Source organism: Idiomarina piscisalsi (genome assembly GCF_002211765.1).
GTDB classification, from domain to species: Bacteria; Pseudomonadota; Gammaproteobacteria; order Enterobacterales; family Alteromonadaceae; genus Idiomarina; species Idiomarina piscisalsi_A.
Genome location: NZ_CP022133.1, coordinates 2,254,113 through 2,273,350, shown reverse-complemented (window position 1 = coordinate 2,273,350; position 19,238 = coordinate 2,254,113). Strand labels below are relative to the sequence as shown.

Annotated in this window: 18 protein-coding genes; all 18 read left to right on the top strand. The window is 48.5% G+C overall.

The features are described 5' to 3' along the window. The first annotated feature begins 3 nt into the window (after nt 1-3). Nucleotides 4-915, top strand: coding sequence for an ExeA family protein (locus CEW91_RS10830; protein ID WP_088768978.1), 912 nt, complete (start codon nt 4-6; stop codon nt 913-915). Then, nucleotides 912-2,045 carry a tetratricopeptide repeat protein gene (locus tag CEW91_RS10825; protein ID WP_088768977.1) on the top strand — a complete coding sequence of 378 codons (1,134 nt, stop codon included), beginning with the start codon at nt 912-914 and terminating at the stop codon, nt 2,043-2,045. Before CEW91_RS10830 ends, CEW91_RS10825 begins: the two co-directional genes overlap by 4 nt. After that, nucleotides 2,042-3,757: a GspE/PulE family protein gene (locus tag CEW91_RS10820; RefSeq protein ID WP_088768975.1), complete on the top strand. Its 1,716-nt coding sequence runs from the start codon at nt 2,042-2,044 to the stop codon at nt 3,755-3,757. The genes CEW91_RS10825 and CEW91_RS10820 overlap by 4 nt, the downstream gene beginning before the upstream one ends. Continuing rightward, nucleotides 3,757-4,998 carry a type II secretion system F family protein gene (locus CEW91_RS10815; RefSeq protein WP_088768973.1) on the top strand — a complete coding sequence of 414 codons (1,242 nt, stop codon included), beginning with the start codon at nt 3,757-3,759 and terminating at the stop codon, nt 4,996-4,998. The genes CEW91_RS10820 and CEW91_RS10815 overlap by 1 nt, the downstream gene beginning before the upstream one ends. A gap of 2 nt (nt 4,999-5,000) precedes the next feature. Continuing rightward, nucleotides 5,001-5,459 (top strand): Type II secretory pathway component, encoded by a 459-nt coding sequence (locus CEW91_RS10810; RefSeq protein WP_088768971.1) that lies wholly within the window; start codon nt 5,001-5,003, stop codon nt 5,457-5,459. A gap of 45 nt (nt 5,460-5,504) precedes the next feature. Beyond that, nucleotides 5,505-6,119 (top strand): prepilin-type N-terminal cleavage/methylation domain-containing protein, encoded by a 615-nt coding sequence (locus tag CEW91_RS10805; protein ID WP_232506964.1) that lies wholly within the window; start codon nt 5,505-5,507, stop codon nt 6,117-6,119. Between the two features lie 30 nt (nt 6,120-6,149). Next, entirely contained in the window at nt 6,150-6,671 is a 522-nt protein-coding gene (locus CEW91_RS12455) for a type II secretion system protein (protein WP_088768969.1), read from the top strand. 51 nt (nt 6,672-6,722) lie between these two features. After that, nucleotides 6,723-7,148 (top strand): type II secretion system protein, encoded by a 426-nt coding sequence (locus tag CEW91_RS12450; RefSeq protein WP_088768968.1) that lies wholly within the window; start codon nt 6,723-6,725, stop codon nt 7,146-7,148. After that, nucleotides 7,138-7,656, top strand: coding sequence for a type IV pilus modification PilV family protein (locus CEW91_RS10790; protein ID WP_088768966.1), 519 nt, complete (start codon nt 7,138-7,140; stop codon nt 7,654-7,656). Before CEW91_RS12450 ends, CEW91_RS10790 begins: the two co-directional genes overlap by 11 nt. Beyond that, a complete protein-coding gene (locus tag CEW91_RS10785) occupies nt 7,656-8,441 on the top strand; it encodes a PilW family protein (protein WP_088768964.1) in 786 nt (261 codons plus the stop codon). Before CEW91_RS10790 ends, CEW91_RS10785 begins: the two co-directional genes overlap by 1 nt. Further along, complete coding sequence (locus tag CEW91_RS10780) at nt 8,431-8,877, top strand: Type II secretory pathway component (protein WP_088768961.1); 447 nt, start codon at nt 8,431-8,433, stop codon at nt 8,875-8,877. The genes CEW91_RS10785 and CEW91_RS10780 overlap by 11 nt, the downstream gene beginning before the upstream one ends. A gap of 1 nt (nt 8,878) precedes the next feature. Beyond that, nucleotides 8,879-12,682, top strand: coding sequence for a DUF6701 domain-containing protein (locus CEW91_RS10775; RefSeq protein WP_088768959.1), 3,804 nt, complete (start codon nt 8,879-8,881; stop codon nt 12,680-12,682). Nucleotides 12,683-12,879: 197 nt separating this feature from the next. Then, on the top strand, nt 12,880-14,739 hold the full coding sequence (locus CEW91_RS10770; protein ID WP_088768957.1) for a formylglycine-generating enzyme family protein: 1,860 nt from the start codon (nt 12,880-12,882) through the stop codon (nt 14,737-14,739). A 60-nt stretch (nt 14,740-14,799) separates the two neighbouring features. Beyond that, nucleotides 14,800-15,843: a rod shape-determining protein gene (locus tag CEW91_RS10765; RefSeq protein WP_058576770.1), complete on the top strand. Its 1,044-nt coding sequence runs from the start codon at nt 14,800-14,802 to the stop codon at nt 15,841-15,843. Between the two features lie 3 nt (nt 15,844-15,846). Next, the gene (mreC, locus tag CEW91_RS10760) at nt 15,847-16,701 is read left to right on the top strand and encodes a rod shape-determining protein MreC (protein WP_088768955.1); all 855 of its coding nucleotides are present in this window, start codon (nt 15,847-15,849) and stop codon (nt 16,699-16,701) included. Further along, entirely contained in the window at nt 16,698-17,183 is a 486-nt protein-coding gene (gene mreD / locus CEW91_RS10755) for a rod shape-determining protein MreD (protein WP_088768953.1), read from the top strand. Before mreC ends, mreD begins: the two co-directional genes overlap by 4 nt. Then, entirely contained in the window at nt 17,183-17,767 is a 585-nt protein-coding gene (locus tag CEW91_RS10750; protein ID WP_088768951.1) for a Maf family protein, read from the top strand. Before mreD ends, CEW91_RS10750 begins: the two co-directional genes overlap by 1 nt. 1 nt (nt 17,768) lies before the next feature. Next, entirely contained in the window at nt 17,769-19,235 is a 1,467-nt protein-coding gene (gene rng / locus CEW91_RS10745) for a ribonuclease G (protein WP_088768949.1), read from the top strand. The last annotated feature ends 3 nt before the right edge of the window (nt 19,236-19,238 follow it).

The following is a 19,238-nucleotide window of genomic DNA, read 5'->3' as shown; positions in this document are numbered from 1 at the left end:
AGTATGTACCTGTACCACTACGGCTTACGCGAACTGCCTTTTACCATAACGCCGAACACGCAGTTCTACTACGATCTTAAAAGCCATCATGAGGCTTTTGAGGTGGTGTTGACTGCGTTGAAAACGGGTGAGGGTTTTATCAAAATCACCGGCGAAGTGGGTACCGGAAAAACCTTATTATGTCGGCGTTTACTCAATGAAATGCCCGACTTTTTCAAAGCGGCCTATGTGCCAGACTCCTACCTGGACCCGGCCGAACTCAGACTGGCGATTGCACAAGAGCTAGATGTGGAGACCGACAAGCTCGTTAATCAGCAGCAGTTAGCCAGAGCCCTTCAGCAACGACTTTTAGACATCAGCAAAAGTGATCAGTCGGTCGTTATTATTATCGATGAGGCGCAAGCGTTGCCTGAAGAGAGTCTTGAAGCGTTGCGGCTGCTCTCTAATTTGGAAACGGAACGCCGTAAGTTGGTGCATATCGTGTTGCTGGGTCAGCCAGAGCTTGACGAGCGACTGTCACAAAAAGCGTTTCGGCAGCTACGCCAACGCATCAGTTTTTCTCACAAATTAACGGCAATGAACGCAGAAGAAACGGCGGATTATATAGCGCATCGAATGCAGGTTGCCGGCTACAAAGGTACGCCTATTTTTAATTGGAAATTAATTAAACACATTCATCGGTGCAGTCGCGGCGTACCACGGTTAGTGAATATGTTGTGCCATAAAATGATGTTGCTTGCTTACGGTGAAGGGCGTCATAAATTGACGAATCATGACCTTAGGTTCGCGGTGAAAGATACCGAAGATACTCGGCTGGAGTCAGGGCGTTGGCTGCCGTTAACCATTGGTATCGCCGCAATGTGTTTGTTAATAGCGGCTATGGGCTATTGGCAAATCACGGAGGGCGGACTATGAGCTTGATTAATAAAGTCCTGAAAGACCTCGACAAGCGTGGTCAAGAGCCCTTTGACCGCGAAGCCGGCGGTAGTGCTGTCGAGCGCTCAGAGCCTCGCACGAAACTTCCTTGGGTAGTACTGGGTCTGGCGGTGGTTGGTATCTCTGCTGGTATTGTACTTTGGCCGGCAAACGACAGCCAAACGATGACGGTGTATGAAGCGGAACAATCACCGCAGCCTGAGAAAGTTCAACAGAAGCCGGCGCAGACAGAAAGTCCGCGGGCTGAAGCCAGGTCTAATGATGGCGAGCTTAATAGTAATCTTGATGAGCCTGAAATCGCTAATACCGATAAGCGAGCGACAGTCAGACAATTAGAAGCACGCACAGACAATAAACCAAGCGAGTCTCAGGAGCCAGAGCTTAAGCAAACTGAACAATTAGCCGGAGCGCAATCAGAAAAGCCGCCGGAACAAGTACCGGAAAGAACACAGGAAAGAGCAGAAGAAAAGAGTACAGAGAATGATTCGGTCTTTGTAAAAAAGTCAGTTGAGCTGACGCCTGAACAAATTGCACAACAGAACATTGAAAAAGCGGAGAAGGCTCAGCAACAGGGGCGCTTAACTCAGGCCGAAGAATACTGGCGACAGGCGTTAGCCGTCACCCCTGATAATAAACGAGTGCGTAAGCAGTTGGCTGCCTTGCAATATGGTCGCAACAAAGTAACGGATGCGTTAGCGACATTAGAGGTGGGCTTTCAGAGAGACCGGACGGACACCGACTTTCGGATGTTGAGTGCGCGTATTCTAGAGCGAGAAGCAAGACCCGGTGCGGCATTAAATGTGTTGTTAAAAAACTGGCCCAGCGCCCAGGATAAGCCTGGATACTCACACAAAGTGGCGCTGCTGGCGCAAGACACTGGTCACTATGAAGTGGCGGAAACCGCCTATACGCGGTTGATAGAAGCGCAGCCTACTGAAGGCCGTTGGTATGTAGGTAAGGCGCTCGCACAAGAGCAACAGGGCAGTAACGCCGCTTTAAGTACATACCAGAAGGCGCTTCAACGCGTGACTCATGAGCCAACCCGGCAATTTATCGAACAAAAAATCGCTACTTTGTCAGCACAAGCAAATTCAGCAGGTAAGTCATGAAACGTCCTCGCCTCAAAATGCGGTTGGGTGATTTGTTGGTTCATGAGCAAATCATCAGCGAAAAAGAGCTGGAAACAGCACTGGAAAAACAACGCGAAACCGGGCGTAAGCTTGGTGCGACGCTTATCGACCTTGGCTATATTACTGAGCATCAATTGCTGGAGTTTTTATCACAGCAACTCAAGTTACCGCTGTTAAGCATCTCCGAGCGGCGAATACCGCCTGAAGTTTTTAAATTGTTGCCGGAAGTTCAGGCTCGGCGTCATCGGGCATTAGTCATCGAAGCGGACGAGAATGAAGCGTTAGTCGGCATGAGCGACCCCGCCGATTTGTCTTCTATCGATGCAATAAACCAACTACTGGCACCGCGACAGGTCGAGTTAGCGGTGGTTCCAGAGGGCGAGTTGTTAAGTGCGTTTGATAATCTCTACCGCCGCACGAAAGAAATAGAAACCTTCGCCAGCCAGCTGCAGGACGAGTACGAAGAAACCTCAGAGTTTGAACTCGGTCAGCTGAGTCTGGACGAAGAGGGCGATGAAGCCACCGTTGCCAAGTTGCTGCAGTCGGTTTTTGAAGATGCGGTTCAGGTTCGTGCATCGGATATTCATATAGAACCCGATGAAAACAAACTGCGTATCCGCCAGCGTATTGACGGCGTGCTGCAGGAAAACGTACTGGATGAAACGAATATAGCCAATGCGTTGGTGTTACGCTTGAAGCTAATGGCGGGGCTGGATATTTCCGAACGTCGCTTGCCTCAGGACGGTCGCTTCAACATGAAAATTCGCAAGCACAATATTGATGTGCGTGTGTCAACCATGCCGACTCAATATGGCGAGTCATGCGTCATGCGTTTGTTGGATCAGTCCGCGGGATTGTTGTCGCTGGCGCAAACGGGTATGCCCGACAATATTCTGAAGCGGGTCCGCTCCCTTATTAAGCGACCACACGGCATGCTCTTGGTAACCGGTCCAACGGGCTCCGGTAAGACAACAACGCTTTATGGCGCGCTGAGTGAATTGAATACCGAAGCCAAGAAAGTCATTACCGTGGAAGACCCGGTCGAGTATCGCTTACCACGTATTTCTCAGGTTCAGGTCAATAATAAAATAGGCCTCGATTTTGCCCGAGTGCTACGAACCACTTTGCGTCAGGACCCGGACATTATCATGGTCGGTGAGATGCGTGACCATGAAACCGTAGAAATAGGGCTGAGAGGCTCTATTACCGGCCACTTGGTGTTGTCGACACTGCACACCAATGACGCGATAACCAGTGCTATGCGCTTAATTGATATGGGCGCCCCTTCTTATTTGGTTGCTGCGGCACTGCGCGGAATATTAGCGCAACGATTGGTTCGCAGGGTCTGCGAAAAGTGCACCCAAAACTATCAGCCCGATGACGCAGAACAGCAGTGGCTGGAGCATTTACTAGAAGGCAGCAGCGAGTTTGAGTTTAAACATGGCATTGGCTGTCAGAACTGTAACCACACCGGGTATCACGGGCGTATCGGTGTGTTTGAGCTACTTGAAATGAACGGTGAAATGATGGATGCGCTGCGCGACAACGACACCCGAGCTTTTGCACATGCCGCGAAAAGACACCCGGGCTATCAGTCGATGGCATCTGTTGCATTAGAGTATGCGCGTCAGGGCGTGACGACCGTCGAAGAAGTGTTATTCCTGGCAGAAAGTGTTGAGGACAATATCTGATGCAGTTTCGTTACCGCGCCCGCGACAAACAAGGTCAGTTACAGACTGGCGCCGTGGAAGCTGGTGACGAGCGAAGTGCGGCAGACGCATTACTGAAACGTGGTCTGACACCGGTGGCAATAGAGGAAGATGTCGCTGCGAGCACCGCGATACCGGGCTGGGATACGTTAAAAACGAAGGTTGCTGATGGCTTACAGCCGAAAGTCTCTCTCGACGAGTTGATTATATTCTGTCGACAAATGTATTCGTTGACTCAGGCGGGGATTCCCATGCTTCGTGCTATCGAAGGGCTGGGCGATACAACGCAGAATAAGCGTCTACGAAACGCGTTAAAGGATATTCACGAGCAGCTCGAGCGGGGTCGGAATTTATCAGCAGCTATGGCCAAGCATAAAGGCATTTTTCCCCGGCTGATTATTGCCATTGTCCATGTGGGTGAAAATACCGGGCAACTGGAAGAATCGTTTCAGCAGTTAGCGGTTTATTTGGAAAATGAGCAAGATACCCGTAAGCGGATAAAAGCAGCGACACGATACCCGAGTTTCGTCATGATAGCCTTAGTCGTTGCGATGTTTGTACTGAATATATTTGTGATTCCCACGTTCGCTTCCATGTTTGAGCGTTTTAATGTGGAGCTGCCATGGGCGACAAGAGCATTGTTAGGGTCATCGCAGTTTTTTGTTTCGTACTGGCCGCTGCTATTGGCGCTTATGGTGGGCGCTTTCTTTGGTATTCGATACTACAAAGAGACTCCGCCGGGGCGACTGATGTGGGACACCTTGAAACTGAAAGTCCCCGTTATTGGCTCTATTTTACGCCGAGCTATGTTGGGGCGCTTTGCGCGCAGTTTTTCAGTCATGCTGGGAGCCGGTGTGCCACTAACGCAGGCACTGTCACTGGTGGCGGAAGCCGTGGATAATGCCTGGATGGAAAACCGAGTCATTGAAATGCGTCGTGGCATTGAGCGAGGTGAGAACTTATCTCGCGTAGCAAAGCAGTCAAACCTGTTCACACCGTTGATTTTGCAGATGATTTCAGTTGGTGAAGAAACAGGGCGTGTGGATACTTTATTGCTGGAAGTGGCTGAATATTATGAGCGCGAAACCGACTATGATCTGAAGACATTAACAGCGCGTATCGAGCCGCTGATGATTGCTGTTGTGGCGGTTATGGTGCTCATATTAGCATTGGGTATTTTCACGCCAATGTGGGACATGATGAGCGCTTACCAGGGACGTTAATAATGACGGAAAATGACGTTCAAGAACGTAGAGGCATTCGGCGATTGCAAAATGTGCTCGTCGTTGCAGTATTTTTGCTGTTGTCAGCAGTGGCCGTGAGAATGTTGCTTATTGATGAGCCGCAGCACTGGCGGGAAACGGAGAAAGACGTTGCATTGTCGACGTTTTCAGAAGCGGTGAGCTTAGTTCGGGCAGAGTGGTTGAGGCAGGGAAAACCCGGCGTTGTTGCGTTATTTGGACGTGCTGATTCACCGGCAGGTTTTATTAAGGTGAATGAAAAAGGATGGCCGTCGGCTAGTAATGACTGTTTGGCTCTGTGGAGCAAGTTAGGTGGCGAAATACCCGCTAGCGCGCTGAGTGCACGACAAGATGAAAACCGCTGTTACTTTGCCATTAATGAGAAACCATGGTTCTGGTTTGATGCCGATCAAGGTCGGATACAGCGAGAAAAACGCCGGTAGGCATTGTTGAGAACTTGTTATAAAATGGATTTATAGAGGCTAATTATGAGTGGGAACATGGGCAATAGACAGAAGAGACAACAGGGTTTCACCATTATTGAACTGATAATTGTCGTGGTGATTCTCGGCTTGCTTGCCGCTGCGGCGATTCCGCGCTTTACGGACGTTTCTTCTGATGCCGAGGATGCGGCGCTTGAAGGCGTTGCCGGAGGCTTTGCCAGCGCTGTTGGTATTGTTCGTGGCGAGTGGGAGCTGAGTGGACGTCCTAAAGGGGTTGCGTCTACCGGTGCTGGCGCTGAAGTGTCGATGGATCAAGTGTTGCTTTATGTCGATGGTAACACCGGCTATCCAGTGAGTGGCAATAATAACGCTGCGCACGATGAAAATATTCAGGCATCTGACTGTGCAAGCATCATGCAATCAATATTGCAGGGCGCCCCGACAGTGTCAGAAGACTTTGCTAACCTGGAGGAGACGCGTTACTACACGTACGTGACGCAAGATTCGACAACTGGCAATGATATGTGTGTTTACTACTTGGCGAACACCATAAAAAATGAAACGAATGCGCCATCTGGTGATGATTATCTGACACTGGGCAACGCTTTCGTTTATAATCCACGTAATGGCGGCGTGAGTATTCACAGCAATAACCAATAATTTTTTAAATCACAACTGAGAGCTTTAATTATGCGCAATCAAAAAGGTTTTACTCTGATCGAACTGATCATTGTCATTGTAGTTTTGGGGATTTTGGCCGTAACCGCCGCACCTCAGTTTATTAATTTTTCGAGTGACGCTCGTACTAGTGCCTTAAAAGGCATGGAAGGCTCTATTAAGGGAGCTATGCAGTTGACTTATTCTAAGGCGGCTGTAGAAGGTGTCGAGACTGACTCGACTGCTACGGTTTCTGTGAAAGGCACTGATGTTGATTTGGTATTTGGTTACCCAGATGCTTCTGCTACAGGTATCATTGAGGCTGTAGATGCTGGGTTTGCTGCGGACTTAACTAGTGACTGGGTCTACGAGGTAGTCACAGGGACGCCGGACACTGTTTTAATGGCTCAATCATCTTCTGTTACTGGTTCTGGAACTAGTGGCGCGTATTCTTCAGGTGATATAGCGACATCTCAGTGTTACTTGACTTATAGTGCTGCGACAAGTGCTACAGCTGAAGCGACTATTGTGGTTACAGACGACAGTGGTTGTTAAATAGACTGGAGCCCGCAGTTTACTCTGCGGGCTTTCAAATTAAGGCCAACTATGAAGTCCCAAGGCTTCACCCTCATTGAACTCATTATCACACTGGTTATTATCGGTATCCTAGCCGTATCTGCCAGCCCTATTTTTATTAGTGATTCCGGTACGAAAAGCCAAACCACACGTCTACAGGTGATGAGTATTTTGCGAGCCGTTCAACAGCAGGCGATGCAAGATACGGTGAACGACTATAGCGTGTCTGTGACAGAAAGCACTTTCGGCAATCCTCCGTACGACGATGACAATAGCCTTCAGCTGAGTAACTTAGATGACATCACGTTTTCTCCTGCAGATCTAACGATAGGTTTTAATGCGTTGGGGCAGCCAACGGATGATTGTGTTAGTGGCTGTGCGGTAATTATTACTGAAAGCTCAGGTATTAGTCGCACTATTAGCATTAATAAAGAGGGCTTTATTGATGCGCTATAAACAAGACGACGGTTTTACGCTTATAGAGCTCATTGCGGGCATTGTGGTTATTGCTATTGTGACGTTAGTCGTTACCGCAGGGTTGGGGCAGCTGTTTCGGCAAAGTGTTGACCCCTGGCAGCAGATTAGAGCGACTGAAGTTGGGCAAAGCTTAATGAATGAAATAATGGCGCGCCGGTTCGATGAAAACTCTAATGTTGGAAACCAGTATGTCCGTTGCTCTGAAGGCTCGGGTAGCTGCACAACACCAGCGCCATGTCCCAGTGACGGAAGCACGCCCAATGCAGAAGAAGCTCAGCGCTCTCAATTTGATGATGTCGACGATTACAATGGTTTGAAGCTTAACGGCGCCCAGCTCAGTGGCTCATCACCTAACCGCTATAACGGTTTTGAAGCCCTGGTTTGTGTTGCTGAAAAAGAAGCGAATAAGTTGAAAAGAATTACCGTCACCGTAACGACACCGCAAGACGAAAGTATTGAGTTCAGCTCCGTTAAGGGGAACTGGTGATGAACACGCAACGAGGTTTTACCTTAATCGAACTTATTATTGTCATTGTTTTGCTGGCAATCGTTGCAGGTTTTAGCTTCCAGTTTGTGGGCATTGGTGCACAAATGTTTAGCTCCGGCTCTGAGCGCTTGCAGACTATTGAGAAAAGCCGCTTTGCTATCGAGCGACTGACTCGGGAAATTAGAGGCGCGGTTCCAAATAGTGTCCGTGTGAGCGGTGACTGTATTGAGTTTGTTCCCGCGAAAGTGGTGGGGGCCTACTACGCCACACCGATTCGGCCCGATTCATCGAATGAAATGACGTTGGTTACTTTTGCAGGCAGCCCAGACGCGTCCAATATTGGCTGGGCGCTCGACGGTACCGAACGCGTCTTTATATATGCGACACGGCCTAATTACATCTACGCGGATACCCCACAGCGTTACGCTAATATTGACGGTGCTTACTCTGCTACCAGTGTCGATAATAACTTGCCATTAGAAGAAGGGAGTCAGTTTGCAAAAGAGTCCCCGTTAAAAAGAGCTTACATTGGCAGCCCGCCAGTAAGTTTTTGCCTAAGCGCGGGAAGTCTGTTTAGAATTAGTGACTATGGATGGAGCCAGGCGCAAACGGAGTGGACCGCTGGAGACTTGATGGCGACAGGGGTGAGCTCTGACGAACCCTTTGACGTAACTGCTAATAATCAGCAAAGTAATAATATAGTCACCATACAGCTTCAGTTCGGTGATAATGCGGAAGAGCAAGTTTTCTATTATCGCGAGGTGCACATTCCCAATGCGCCATAACAGCCCTTTCAAGCCAATAAATAAACAACGAGGCAACACCTTGGTTATTGCGGTGTTTGTGATTGTCGTGCTTGGAGGACTGGTTACGGCACTGGCCAGTTTGCTGAGAACCTCTTCTGAGAGCGTGGTCATCGAAGTGCTCGGTGCACGCAGTTATTTAGCTGCGCAGTCAGGTTTGGAACAAGCGATGATGACGGTTTATCCTTTAGGCAGTGCACCTGATACCAGTTGCGGTGTTGATGCGGTTGAGTACACCTTTGCCGGCAATCAGAGTCTTGAGCAGTGTAGCGCGGACGTTAGCTGTAGCAGCGCTGAATACACCGATGAGTCGAATACAACATATACTCACATTGTCATCACCTCGAGCGCATTATGCGAAGCGGGTGAACAGCGAGCATCGCGAGAGCTGCAAATAGAGACGCGGGTGGAGAACTGATATGAAGCGCTACGCCCTATTGTTTGTCTTTTTACTTAGCTTATTAACGACGTTTGTGGTTGAAGCTAAAAAATATAACTTACCAAACCAAAGCCTACCAGGCTGCACACAAAGTGGAACAACATACACCTGTGGCACCTTAACCCTTAACAGCGGCGACGAAATCGAAGTGACCGGTAACGAGGGCGTGGTCATTATTGTTGAAGCGGTCGATTTTGGTGAAGGCGTCACCATAAACAGTAAAGGCCCTTCACTCGATATGCAGTTTCTGTCAGGGGGGCAGACCACTATCGGACCGAACAGTTCGGTTAATGCGTCGTTTGACAGCGATGGTGATGTCATTATCAGTGATGGAACAACGGTGACCGGGGATATTCGTTCCGACGGTAATATTACCTTAGGTGATAACGTTACTGTGGATGGTGATCTCAGCGCATCTGGAACGGTGACTATCGGTGCCGACAGTACGGTAAACGGAGATGTCAACGCGCCGGTAATCAACAACAACGGTGGATCTATTAATGGCGAAACCTGTAATACGCCCGGTAACGTGGGTGACTGTTCGCAAACACTCCCTGAGGCTATTGGTTACTGGCATTTCGATGAGTTGAGCTGGAGTGGTGCTGCCGGAGAAGTTGTTGATTCATCCAGCTACGGTTACAACGGTACTGCAATCAGTTACGCATTCACGTCCGGCTTTAACCCAGCCTTTGAATTCAATGGTGACAGTACTTGCCGTTATGGTCGCTTTGACGGTAATAACCGAGTTCGGGTACCTAATGTAAACGAAGCGATGAACTCAAACACGGTGTCGGTTGCGTTTTGGTTTAAAGGTGCTGCTGAGCTACAAAACCCTAATGACAGTTATCAAACGATGTTACTACTGGGTGAAGGAACAACGGAAACCTCTGCGGGACGATTTGAAGTCTACCGGCAAGATGACTCCGATGGCGGTGGCTTGTATTTTGAAGTCCGTAAAAATAACGGCGACCTTCTGACCATTGAAGCCGGTAACACCAATAATGGCAGCGAGAACCTATTTGACGATGAGTGGCATCATTTAGCGGCCAGTTATAATTCCGATAACAACGTTCTGTATATCTATATCGATGGAGAATTGATTGATACGAACTCTTATGGCGGTGACACAAAACTGAATGATAGTGCACAGCCTACTCTCTATATTGGTGGTCAAAGCGGTCCTCAGAACAGTTTTCGGGGTGAAATTGATGAGGTTTATGTCAGTAACGGCGTATTTACTACAACAACCGCTGCAATTTTGTACTATAAAACACGACCCTGTGCTTACGCTCGTCCGCAGTGCTCTGACGTTTGGCCGCAAGCGTTTAGTCCGTTAAACGATGTGCCGCTTCCCTTTGATTTACCGGACCGGGCGCTGAATTCGCAATTGCCAGAGGCTTTGCAGCCAACCGACTATTTACGAGCCGGTGACTTTGGGGACGTTGGCGCTAACTACTCGACAAACGGACAAACCTCCAGAGTTTATATTGATGGTGACTTAACCATTCAGTCCGGACGTCGAATTAATATGGCGGGTGAGGCGAATGAGCTCATATTGATAGTTACTGGGGACTTATATTTAGAACGAGATGTCGAGATTAACGGGTTCATATACGTAAGCGGAAATCTGTTTTTTGAGCGAAGCTTTTGGTGGTGGAATAGAAGTCGTATCGAAGGTGGTCTGAGTCTTGATGGGCAAGCATCCGCTTATGGTTTCTTTGGTTTTTTTGCGCCTAGCATTGAGTATCGTTCACCAGCAGAGCCACTCGACGGCGGCAGCTTTTGTAATGCGGGAGATGTTGATCCACCGGTAACGGCGCCTCATCACTATCGTTTATCGTACGCGAGTCCAGTACTGACCTGCGAAGCGGCAGACGTAACCGTTGAAGCGTGTGCTGACGCGTCCTGCTCAAGTTACGCTTCCGTTTCCAGTTCCGTGTTTTTATCGGAAAATGCTGGTGACTGGGGCCAAAACCCAGTCGCTGCGTCCCCAGTTGCAACTACGCAGTTAAGCCAAACCGAAGCGGGCACGTACACGCTTGCCATAGATGACATAGAAACCACACCGGGAGCGCTGAACCCGACTCAGTGCTATATGAATGGAAACTTCAATTCCGACTGCTCGATTACCTTTAATGATACCGGCCTCAAATTTGATTCTATCGGCACGCAAACATCGGGTGATAGCTTTCTCACTAACTTATCGGTTGTACGGACGAACGACAACACGCGGGCGTGTGAGGTGATTTCAGAACAAATTAGCCAGGTAGACATGGGCATGCATTGCGTTAATCCAGGCAGTTGCAGTGATTTTAGTGAGTTTCCCTATGCGCAAATGTCTATTGATCAGGCGCTTATTAATGAGCTTCAGGACGATGGTTCAGGTAGCTTTACCGGTTGGACTCCAGTAACCGCCAATTTTCAGGCGGGCCAGCAAGCGTTAGAAGTTCAGTACGGTGACGCGGGTAAAGTGAGCTTACGGGCAAAAGCGCAGCTACCGAACGGCAAAGTGATTGAAGGCGTGTCCAATGAGTTTGTTTACAAGCCGGCAAGCATCGGCATGGAAACGGTGAGTACTTATAGCGGGGATATTCTAGCGAAAGCCGGAGAGCCATTCTTCATGGCATTGCAGGCATTAAATTCTGGTGAGCAGGTTACGCCAAACTTTGGGCGTGAAACACCGCAGGAGTCACTGGATCTGGCGGTGGCGGTTGACGCTGTCGCTCCTGCTGAAGTGAATGGCGAACTCGATAACAGCGCTAGTTTCAGTGCTCAGAGTGTTGTAAATGTACGTTTTGAAAATGATTCCATTTCATACTCTGAAGTGGGCAGTGCAAAAGTCACCGCGAAGGTAGCGGACGCCAACTATTTAGGCGCTGGTTCTGTTACAACCGAGCATACTCTCGGGCGATTTATTCCCTACGAGTTTGAGCCTTTAACCGCTGAATTCGATGGAGCCTGCACTGATTTTTACTACATGGGGCAGGCTCAACCTATCGTTCTGTCAGCGCAAGCGGTTAATGCCTCCGGAGAGCTGACTCTAAATTACACCGGATCATTAGCAAAAGCGACGCCGCTATTTTACGCCTATGACTCATCTGAAAATCAACTCGTCGATCATAACGTCAATTACGATGGGGTTTGGGAGTGGACTGATGGCGTCGGCCAGTTTACCGGAAGCGCTTCAGTAACGGTTTCCCGCTTAAGTTCGGGGCAACCCGATGGTCCGTTCAGAGACTACATTCTGGGCTGGCAACTCGATGACCAGGAAGATAATAATTTTTACTCAACGCTTCAAAATAGTGTTCTACCGGCTTCTCCCGGAGCAACGAAGTTAGATACGGCAAACCTGTACTACGGTCGCTTCAGCCTTCAGGACACCTATGCGGCAATGGATGATGTCATGCCAATTGCTGGCACGGTGGAATATTGGGAAAGCGGTGAGTTTTTTGTAAATGACAGCGATAACTGTACGGTTATTGAGAGAAATGCGGTCAATCTGCTTGATGAGTCAATGGCAAGCCTGGAGCCTGAACCGATTAACGTGCAACTGGCTAACGGTTTGTTAAGCTCGCCGGATAAAGATATTAATGAGTTATTCCGATGGGTATCCTCGGGGACTGACGAACCTTATTCGTTCGGTTTTGAGGTAGAAGTACCTGCTTACTTGCAATATGACTGGGCGGGAAATAGCGCCTACGATGACAACCCTCAAGCCGAAGGCACCTTTGGTATTTACCGTGGGCGAGATCGCCAGATTTACTGGCGTGAGTTAGGATGGTAGTATTCATTTAACGAATAATCGACAATTCGGTGACAATGCCTCTTGCTCTTTTGTTAACAAGCAAATAGCATAAAGCAGAGTTTAAACAAAAAATGCGCGACGTTGACGAACGTTCATTATTATTACAATAACGATAGCGCGATGACGGCTTTGGCTTTTACGCCGCTTTGTTATTTTTTCAAGCTTGGAATGGAAACATGATGCGATTGGCTCGACTGGCCTTAATTATGGCCTCTACATTGACTCTCGCCTCGACGGCTCTTGCTCAGCAAGAGATGACCGTCGAAGAAATTACAAACCAAATTACAAACTTAGAGAGTGAGTTTGATAACTTTTCTACGACGGTTAACACGTTACAGCAGGAGGAGCGAGAGCTTAGAGAAAAGCTTCAGTCCTTACGTGAACGTAACCAGGAATTAGAAGAGAAAAGAGAGTCTGCACTGGCGGAAATGAATGACCGCTATCAACGTTTAGTGGAAGATCCTACCATTGATATTGCTGGCGCTCAGGAAGCCTACAAGCAAGCGGTTATGGCTCACCAGCAAAATAAAGAAGACATCAAACAACAAGTCAGCTTGGTGAACCAAAAGTCTAAAGAAGTTGAAGAGGCTCGAGTCAGCAAGCACAGCTTGATTAACGAAATTGAAACGTTGAAAGAGCAGCGCAACATTGCTCGTGTTGACCGTCTTGAAAATGAGTTTAACCGCTCAGGTGAACTCGAAGTGAGCCAATCAATTAGCTGTGACCGAAATGAAACGTTAGGTCAGTGTGAAAATCGCGGCAAGTTGATGGCAAAACAGAAAGCGTCTAAGCAATATCTTGACGAGATTCTGACAAGCTTAAGCGAATCGTCGCTGGCGCGTGAAAACCTGGAAAAAGCCAGCCCGAACGTTCAAATCTTAGGTTCTAAGACAATCAGCAACGGCTTTAGCGGTGCAGGCAACTACGGCGTTAAACTGGCAGTAGAACTTCGTGGACAGTTACCACAAAGCCAAGCCTGTACATTACTTGACGTAGATATGCGTTATTGCGCAACGGAACAACGGCCGGGGGAGTTGCAGGCGGGTGATGAAGAAACGGTTGATAGCTCCGTCATGCACCCGTTAACAATACGTTCAAACGTTTACGACGATGAAGTTATCATTGATGGTGTTAGCTACGGTTCGACACCTATCGAAGTGATGTTGCCAGGTGGCGAGCACGAAGTCGAAGTCCTGAAATATGGCTATTCAGCCTATGCAGAAAAAATTCGCTTGAAGGATGCCATGTCGATTCGAGCGGATCTGGAAAAATCTGAGTATTCATTTACTCGCGGCGAGAAAATTCAGGATATCTTATATCGTGATGTTAGAGGCCCGGAGCTTGTTGTCGTTCCGGCGGGAAAGTTCAAAATGGGCGACTTGGTTGGTAATGGCCTGCCGAATGAACGACCGGCTGAAACTCGCGAAATACCGAACGCACTCGGCATTACTGATACTGAAATCACGGTTAAGCATTTTAGAGACTTCGTTGAAGACACTGCCTATGTAACCGACGCAGAGAAACGTGGAACCTGTGCAATACTTAAGAATGGCCGTCCGGAGTTCAACGAAAAACTTAGCTGGAAGAACCCCGGCTATAAACAATCTGATAATTCGCCGGTTGTATGCGTAAGTTATAACGATGCGAAGGCTTATGCTGATTGGTTGACAACGAAAAGTGGATTTAAGTACAGCGTACCGACTGAGGCAGAATGGGAATATGCTGCTCGTGCCGGAACTGAAACCGACTTCTGGTGGGGGAACGATGTTGGTTTTGGCAAGGCAAACTGTCGTAACTGTGGCTCAGACTGGTCGAATCAACGTCCTGCGCCAGTGGCAAGTTTCCACCGTAACCCTTGGGGACTCTTTGATACCGTTGGTAACGTCTGGGAATGGGCGCAAACTGACAACGGTGTTGTCGTTAAAGGCGGTGCGTGGAACTTTACACCAAGTCTTGCCCGAGTTTCGACAAAAATGGAACTTCCGGCAGATTTTAACTCTAACTACATTGGATTCCGTGTTGTAAGGGCGCAGTAAGTACTTACTGTGCTCTTTGCTGTCACTCTGTTAGCTTTATAAGTAGGGATATACCGCTTCATGTTTAAAAAAATTCGCGGCCTTTTTTCAAACGATTTATCTATTGACCTTGGTACCGCCAACACCCTCATTTACGTTAAAGACGAAGGCATTGTTTTAAATGAGCCTTCAGTTGTAGCAATACGACAAGAACGCTCAGGCGGACCTAAGTCTATTGCGGCCGTTGGTTCAGCCGCTAAGCAAATGTTAGGTCGTACTCCAGGCAATATTCGTGCTATTCGCCCAATGAAAGACGGTGTTATCGCAGACTTTTATGTGTGCGAAAAAATGCTTCAGTTCTTTATTAAGCAGGTCCACGACAGCCATTACTTCCGTCCAAGCCCGCGAGTTTTAGTGTGTGTTCCTTGTGGTTCAACCCAGGTAGAGCGCCGTGCGATTCGTGAATCAGCGTTGGGCGCGGGCGCACGTGAAGTGTACTTAATTGATGAACCAATGGCGGCAGCGATTGGTGCTGGTTTGCCTGTATCCGAGGCAACCGGTTCCATGGTGGTTGATATTGGTGGCGGTACAACCGAAGTCGCTATTATTTCACTGAACGGTGTGGTTTATTCGTCATCTGTTCGTATTGGTGGTGATAAGTTCGACGAAGCTATTATCAGTTATGTCCGTCGTAACTTTGGTGCACTGATTGGTGATGCTACCGCAGAGCGCATTAAACATGAAATTGGCTCAGCGTTCCCGGGCGAAGAGCTGAAGGAAATTGAAGTGAGGGGTCGTAACCTAGCTGAAGGTGTACCACGCTCCTTTACACTGAACAGCAATGAAATTCTAGAAGCGTTACAAGAGCCGCTCATGGGTATTGTGAGTGCGGTTATGGTTGCGCTAGAGCAGTCACCGCCAGAGCTCGCGTCTGATATTTCAGAGCGCGGTATGGTGTTAACCGGTGGTGGCGCGCTATTAAAAGATTTAGATCGCCTGCTTGTCGAAGAAACAGGCATTCCGGTAATTATTGCTGATGACCCGCTTACCTGTGTAGCGCGTGGTGGTGGTAAAGCATTAGAAATGATCGACATGCACGGCGGTGATTTATTCAGTTATGAGTAAATCATGAAAACGCTGTTTGTCCGCGGCCCGTCTTTACTCTCCAGGCTAGTGCTCGCACTAGCCTGTTCGTTTCTGCTCATATTTATTGATCACCGGTTGCAAGCCATGCAGCCTGTTCGCGTGTTTCTTAACTCACTCGTTGCGCCTGTTCAGTATTTAGCCATATTACCCGAGCAGTTACTGGATAACTTTTCGGAGTCGGTAAAAACCACGGAGCAGTTAAGTGAGGAAAACCAAGCGTTAAAACAACGAATACTCATGCTTCAGGGGCAGCAGCAGCAATTACAATTCCTGAAAAACGAAAACCGCCGCCTTAGAGAGTTACTCGGTTCGGACGCACGTGAGTCTGCCCGAAGAATGGTTGCCGAGGTGATAGCCGTTGCGTCTGAGCCATTTTCGCAACAGTTGGTGATTAATAAGGGAACCTTAAGCGGTGTGTACGAAGGTCAACCGGTATTAGATAGCAGCGGGATTATTGGACAAGTCCAGGACGTTGGAGGGAGTACCGCGCGAGTGCTACTTATTTCCGACCAAAGTCATGCTATTTCTCTGCGCTCAGAAAGAAACGACATTCGAGTGTTAGCCCAGGGTACAGGGGATATTGGTCGTTTAGAGCTTATGTTCATTCCGCACAGCACAGAGTTGCGAGAAGGCGACCTGCTGATGTCGTCCGGTCTGGGAGACGTGTTTCCGGAAGGGTACCCTGTCGCACGTATTGCCAGCATAGTGAGGGATGAGTCACTGCCGTTCGCTACAGTGTTCGCCGATCCAGTAAGCGCCTTAGACAGAGTGCGAAATGTCTTATTATTGTGGCCAAGCGAAAGTAAGCAACAACCGATTTATGAGGACGAGGAATGAAGCTCTTGAAGCCGGGAATAGTGACTCTGCTCGTTACCTATGTCATCGCGTTAACGTTAATGGTCATGCCAATGCCGGCCACCTTCGACGTATTTCGTCCGGATTGGGTAACGCTGGTCATGTTGTACTGGGTGATTGCTTTGCCTCATCGGGTAAGCATTGGAACTGCACTCATTCTGGGCGTGCTAAGTGACGTTCTTCTGGGCTCTATCGTCGGCGTGCATGCATTAGGCATGGTCGTTGTTGCCTATTTAGCGGCTAGAAACTTTCAGCGCATTCGTAATTTTGCCCTGATACAGCAGGCCGTTGTTATTGCCGTTCTGATACTCCTGAAACGCTTCATTATCTTCGAGGCAAACGTCTTTCTGCACGACGCCGAATTTACGTTATCGTATTTTTGGCCTGTATTAACCTCGGCTGTTTTCTGGCTTTGGGTATTTCCGTTGTTGCGTAAAGTTCGCCGCCAGTTTGGGGTGTCATAATGCGTATTGTCTTAGCTTCCTCGTCGCCTCGTCGGCGCGAATTATTGAACTTCTTGCATCGCCCGTTTGATTGCTATGTGCCCGATATCGATGAAATTCGACAGAGCAATGAGAGTGCTGAGGGTTACGTGCTGCGGCTGGCGAACGAAAAGGCATTAGCCGTTGCGACGCGGCAGTCTGATGAGTGTCTCGTTATTGGCTCGGACACGTTGATTCGGTGTGACCAAGAGGTCATGGAAAAGCCGTTGGACTTTGAACACTTTCAGAAAATGATGCGTCAATTGTCCGGACGTACTCATGAGGTACTGACATCGGTCGCCGTTTGCCACTGGAATGGGCAGAGTTTAGTGGCGAGTGAATCAACATTGGTTACCACAAGCGTTGAGTTCGCCTTGCTAACAACCGACGATATCGAAAGTTACTGGGCAACCGGAGAGCCTCAGGATAAAGCGGGTGGCTATGGTATTCAGGGGTACGGTGGCAAATACGTGAAACGAATTGAAGGTAGCTACTTTGCAGTGGTTGGCTTACCTTTATATGAAACAGAGCAATTACTTCGCATGTTCGAAGTAACAGGTGGTTGAGATGAGCGTTGAAGTTCTCATGAACGTTACACCCACGGAAACGCGGGTGGTCCTCGTTGAAAATGGCATTTTGCAGGAAGTTCATATTGAACGGCAGGCGAAACGAGGTCTGGTGGGTAACATCTACATGGGAAAAGTGTCCCGTGTTTTACCGGGAATGCAGGCGGCCTTTATCGATATTGGTTTGGATAAGGCGGCATTCTTACATGCGTCAGACATTGTGGTGCAAGTTGACGGAGACGACCTTCCTCAGCCGGACCGACCTGAAAGAGACATTACTGAACTGGTTCACCAAGGCCAGCAAATTATGGTTCAGGTCGTCAAAGACCCTTTAGGCACGAAGGGCGCCAGACTGACTACTGACATTACGCTACCGTCCCGCTATTTGGTATTCATGCCGAAAAGTGACCATGTGGGTGTTTCGCAGCGCATTGAAGAAGGCGATGAGCGTGATCGTTTAAAAGAAATAGCGGAGTCAGTCAGTACCGACGATGGGAAATTTATTGTTCGTACAGCGGCAGAAGGAGCCTCTGAGCAGTCATTGAAAAGCGATGCGGACTTTCTTTTCCGACTTTGGGAGAAGATTAAAACACGCAAGAAAAGTCAGCGCAAAGTTGGCATGTTGTATGAAGACTTAAACTTGTCCTGTCGTGTACTGCGTGACTTTGTCGGTGAGGAAATCGAGCGCATTCGGGTAGACTCGAAAGTGACTTTTGACACCCTGAAAACCTTCACCAAAGACTTTATTCCCGAATTAACAGGTGTGCTGGAGTACTATACCGGTGACCGGCCTATTTTTGACCTGTTTGATATTGAAAATGAAATGCAGCGTGCTCTTGACCGCCGCGTTGATTTAAAATCGGGCGGCTCGTTAATTATTGATCAAACCGAGGCGATGACGACCATCGATATCAATACCGGTGCTTTCGTCGGTCACAGAAACCTCGAAGAGACCATATTCAACACCAATATAGAAGCGACTCAGGCAATAGCACGACAACTGCGGTTGCGGAATTTGGGTGGCATTATCATTATCGATTTTATCGATATGCGCGACGAAGAACATAAACGACGTGTCTTACACAGCCTGGAGCTTGCCTTGTCAAAAGACAGGGCGAAGACCACGATTAACGGCTTTACGACGCTCGGACTGGTTGAGATGACCCGTAAGCGAACCCGCGAAAGCCTCGAACACGTGCTGTGTTCTGAGTGCCCCGTTTGTCAGGGGCGTGGCACGATGAAAACCGTTGAAACCGTTTGTTACGAAATTATGCGAGAGATTGTGCGCGTGCATAAGGCCTACGAGGCCGACAAATTCGTTGTTTATGCGTCAGCTAAAGTCAGTGAGGCATTAGTGAACGAAGAATCTCACGCGTTAGCTGAACTTGAGCTGTTTGTTTCACGTCAAATTACCGTACAGACCGAACCTCTGTATAATCAAGAGCAATTTGACGTGGTAATGATGTAGGTT

Bases quoted from the DNA above. Each gene is read 5' to 3' on its own strand.
- CEW91_RS10830 (WP_088768978.1), top strand. From the start codon at position 4: ATGTACCTGTACCACTACGGCTTACGCGAACTGCCTTTTACCATAACG.
- CEW91_RS10780 (WP_088768961.1), top strand. From the start codon at position 8,431: ATGCGCCATAACAGCCCTTTCAAGCCAATAAATAAACAACGAGGCAAC.
- CEW91_RS10750 (WP_088768951.1), top strand. From the start codon at position 17,183: ATGCGTATTGTCTTAGCTTCCTCGTCGCCTCGTCGGCGCGAATTATTG.
- CEW91_RS12455 (WP_088768969.1), top strand. From the start codon at position 6,150: ATGCGCAATCAAAAAGGTTTTACTCTGATCGAACTGATCATTGTCATT.
- CEW91_RS10770 (WP_088768957.1), top strand. From the start codon at position 12,880: ATGATGCGATTGGCTCGACTGGCCTTAATTATGGCCTCTACATTGACT.
- CEW91_RS10815 (WP_088768973.1), top strand. From the start codon at position 3,757: ATGCAGTTTCGTTACCGCGCCCGCGACAAACAAGGTCAGTTACAGACT.
- CEW91_RS10790 (WP_088768966.1), top strand. From the start codon at position 7,138: ATGCGCTATAAACAAGACGACGGTTTTACGCTTATAGAGCTCATTGCG.
- CEW91_RS10825 (WP_088768977.1), top strand. From the start codon at position 912: ATGAGCTTGATTAATAAAGTCCTGAAAGACCTCGACAAGCGTGGTCAA.
- CEW91_RS10765 (WP_058576770.1), top strand. From the start codon at position 14,800: ATGTTTAAAAAAATTCGCGGCCTTTTTTCAAACGATTTATCTATTGAC.
- mreC (WP_088768955.1), top strand. From the start codon at position 15,847: ATGAAAACGCTGTTTGTCCGCGGCCCGTCTTTACTCTCCAGGCTAGTG.
- CEW91_RS10820 (WP_088768975.1), top strand. From the start codon at position 2,042: ATGAAACGTCCTCGCCTCAAAATGCGGTTGGGTGATTTGTTGGTTCAT.
- CEW91_RS10810 (WP_088768971.1), top strand. From the start codon at position 5,001: ATGACGGAAAATGACGTTCAAGAACGTAGAGGCATTCGGCGATTGCAA.
- CEW91_RS10805 (WP_232506964.1), top strand. From the start codon at position 5,505: ATGAGTGGGAACATGGGCAATAGACAGAAGAGACAACAGGGTTTCACC.
- CEW91_RS12450 (WP_088768968.1), top strand. From the start codon at position 6,723: ATGAAGTCCCAAGGCTTCACCCTCATTGAACTCATTATCACACTGGTT.
- rng (WP_088768949.1), top strand. From the start codon at position 17,769: ATGAGCGTTGAAGTTCTCATGAACGTTACACCCACGGAAACGCGGGTG.
- mreD (WP_088768953.1), top strand. From the start codon at position 16,698: ATGAAGCTCTTGAAGCCGGGAATAGTGACTCTGCTCGTTACCTATGTC.
- CEW91_RS10775 (WP_088768959.1), top strand. From the start codon at position 8,879: ATGAAGCGCTACGCCCTATTGTTTGTCTTTTTACTTAGCTTATTAACG.
- CEW91_RS10785 (WP_088768964.1), top strand. From the start codon at position 7,656: ATGAACACGCAACGAGGTTTTACCTTAATCGAACTTATTATTGTCATT.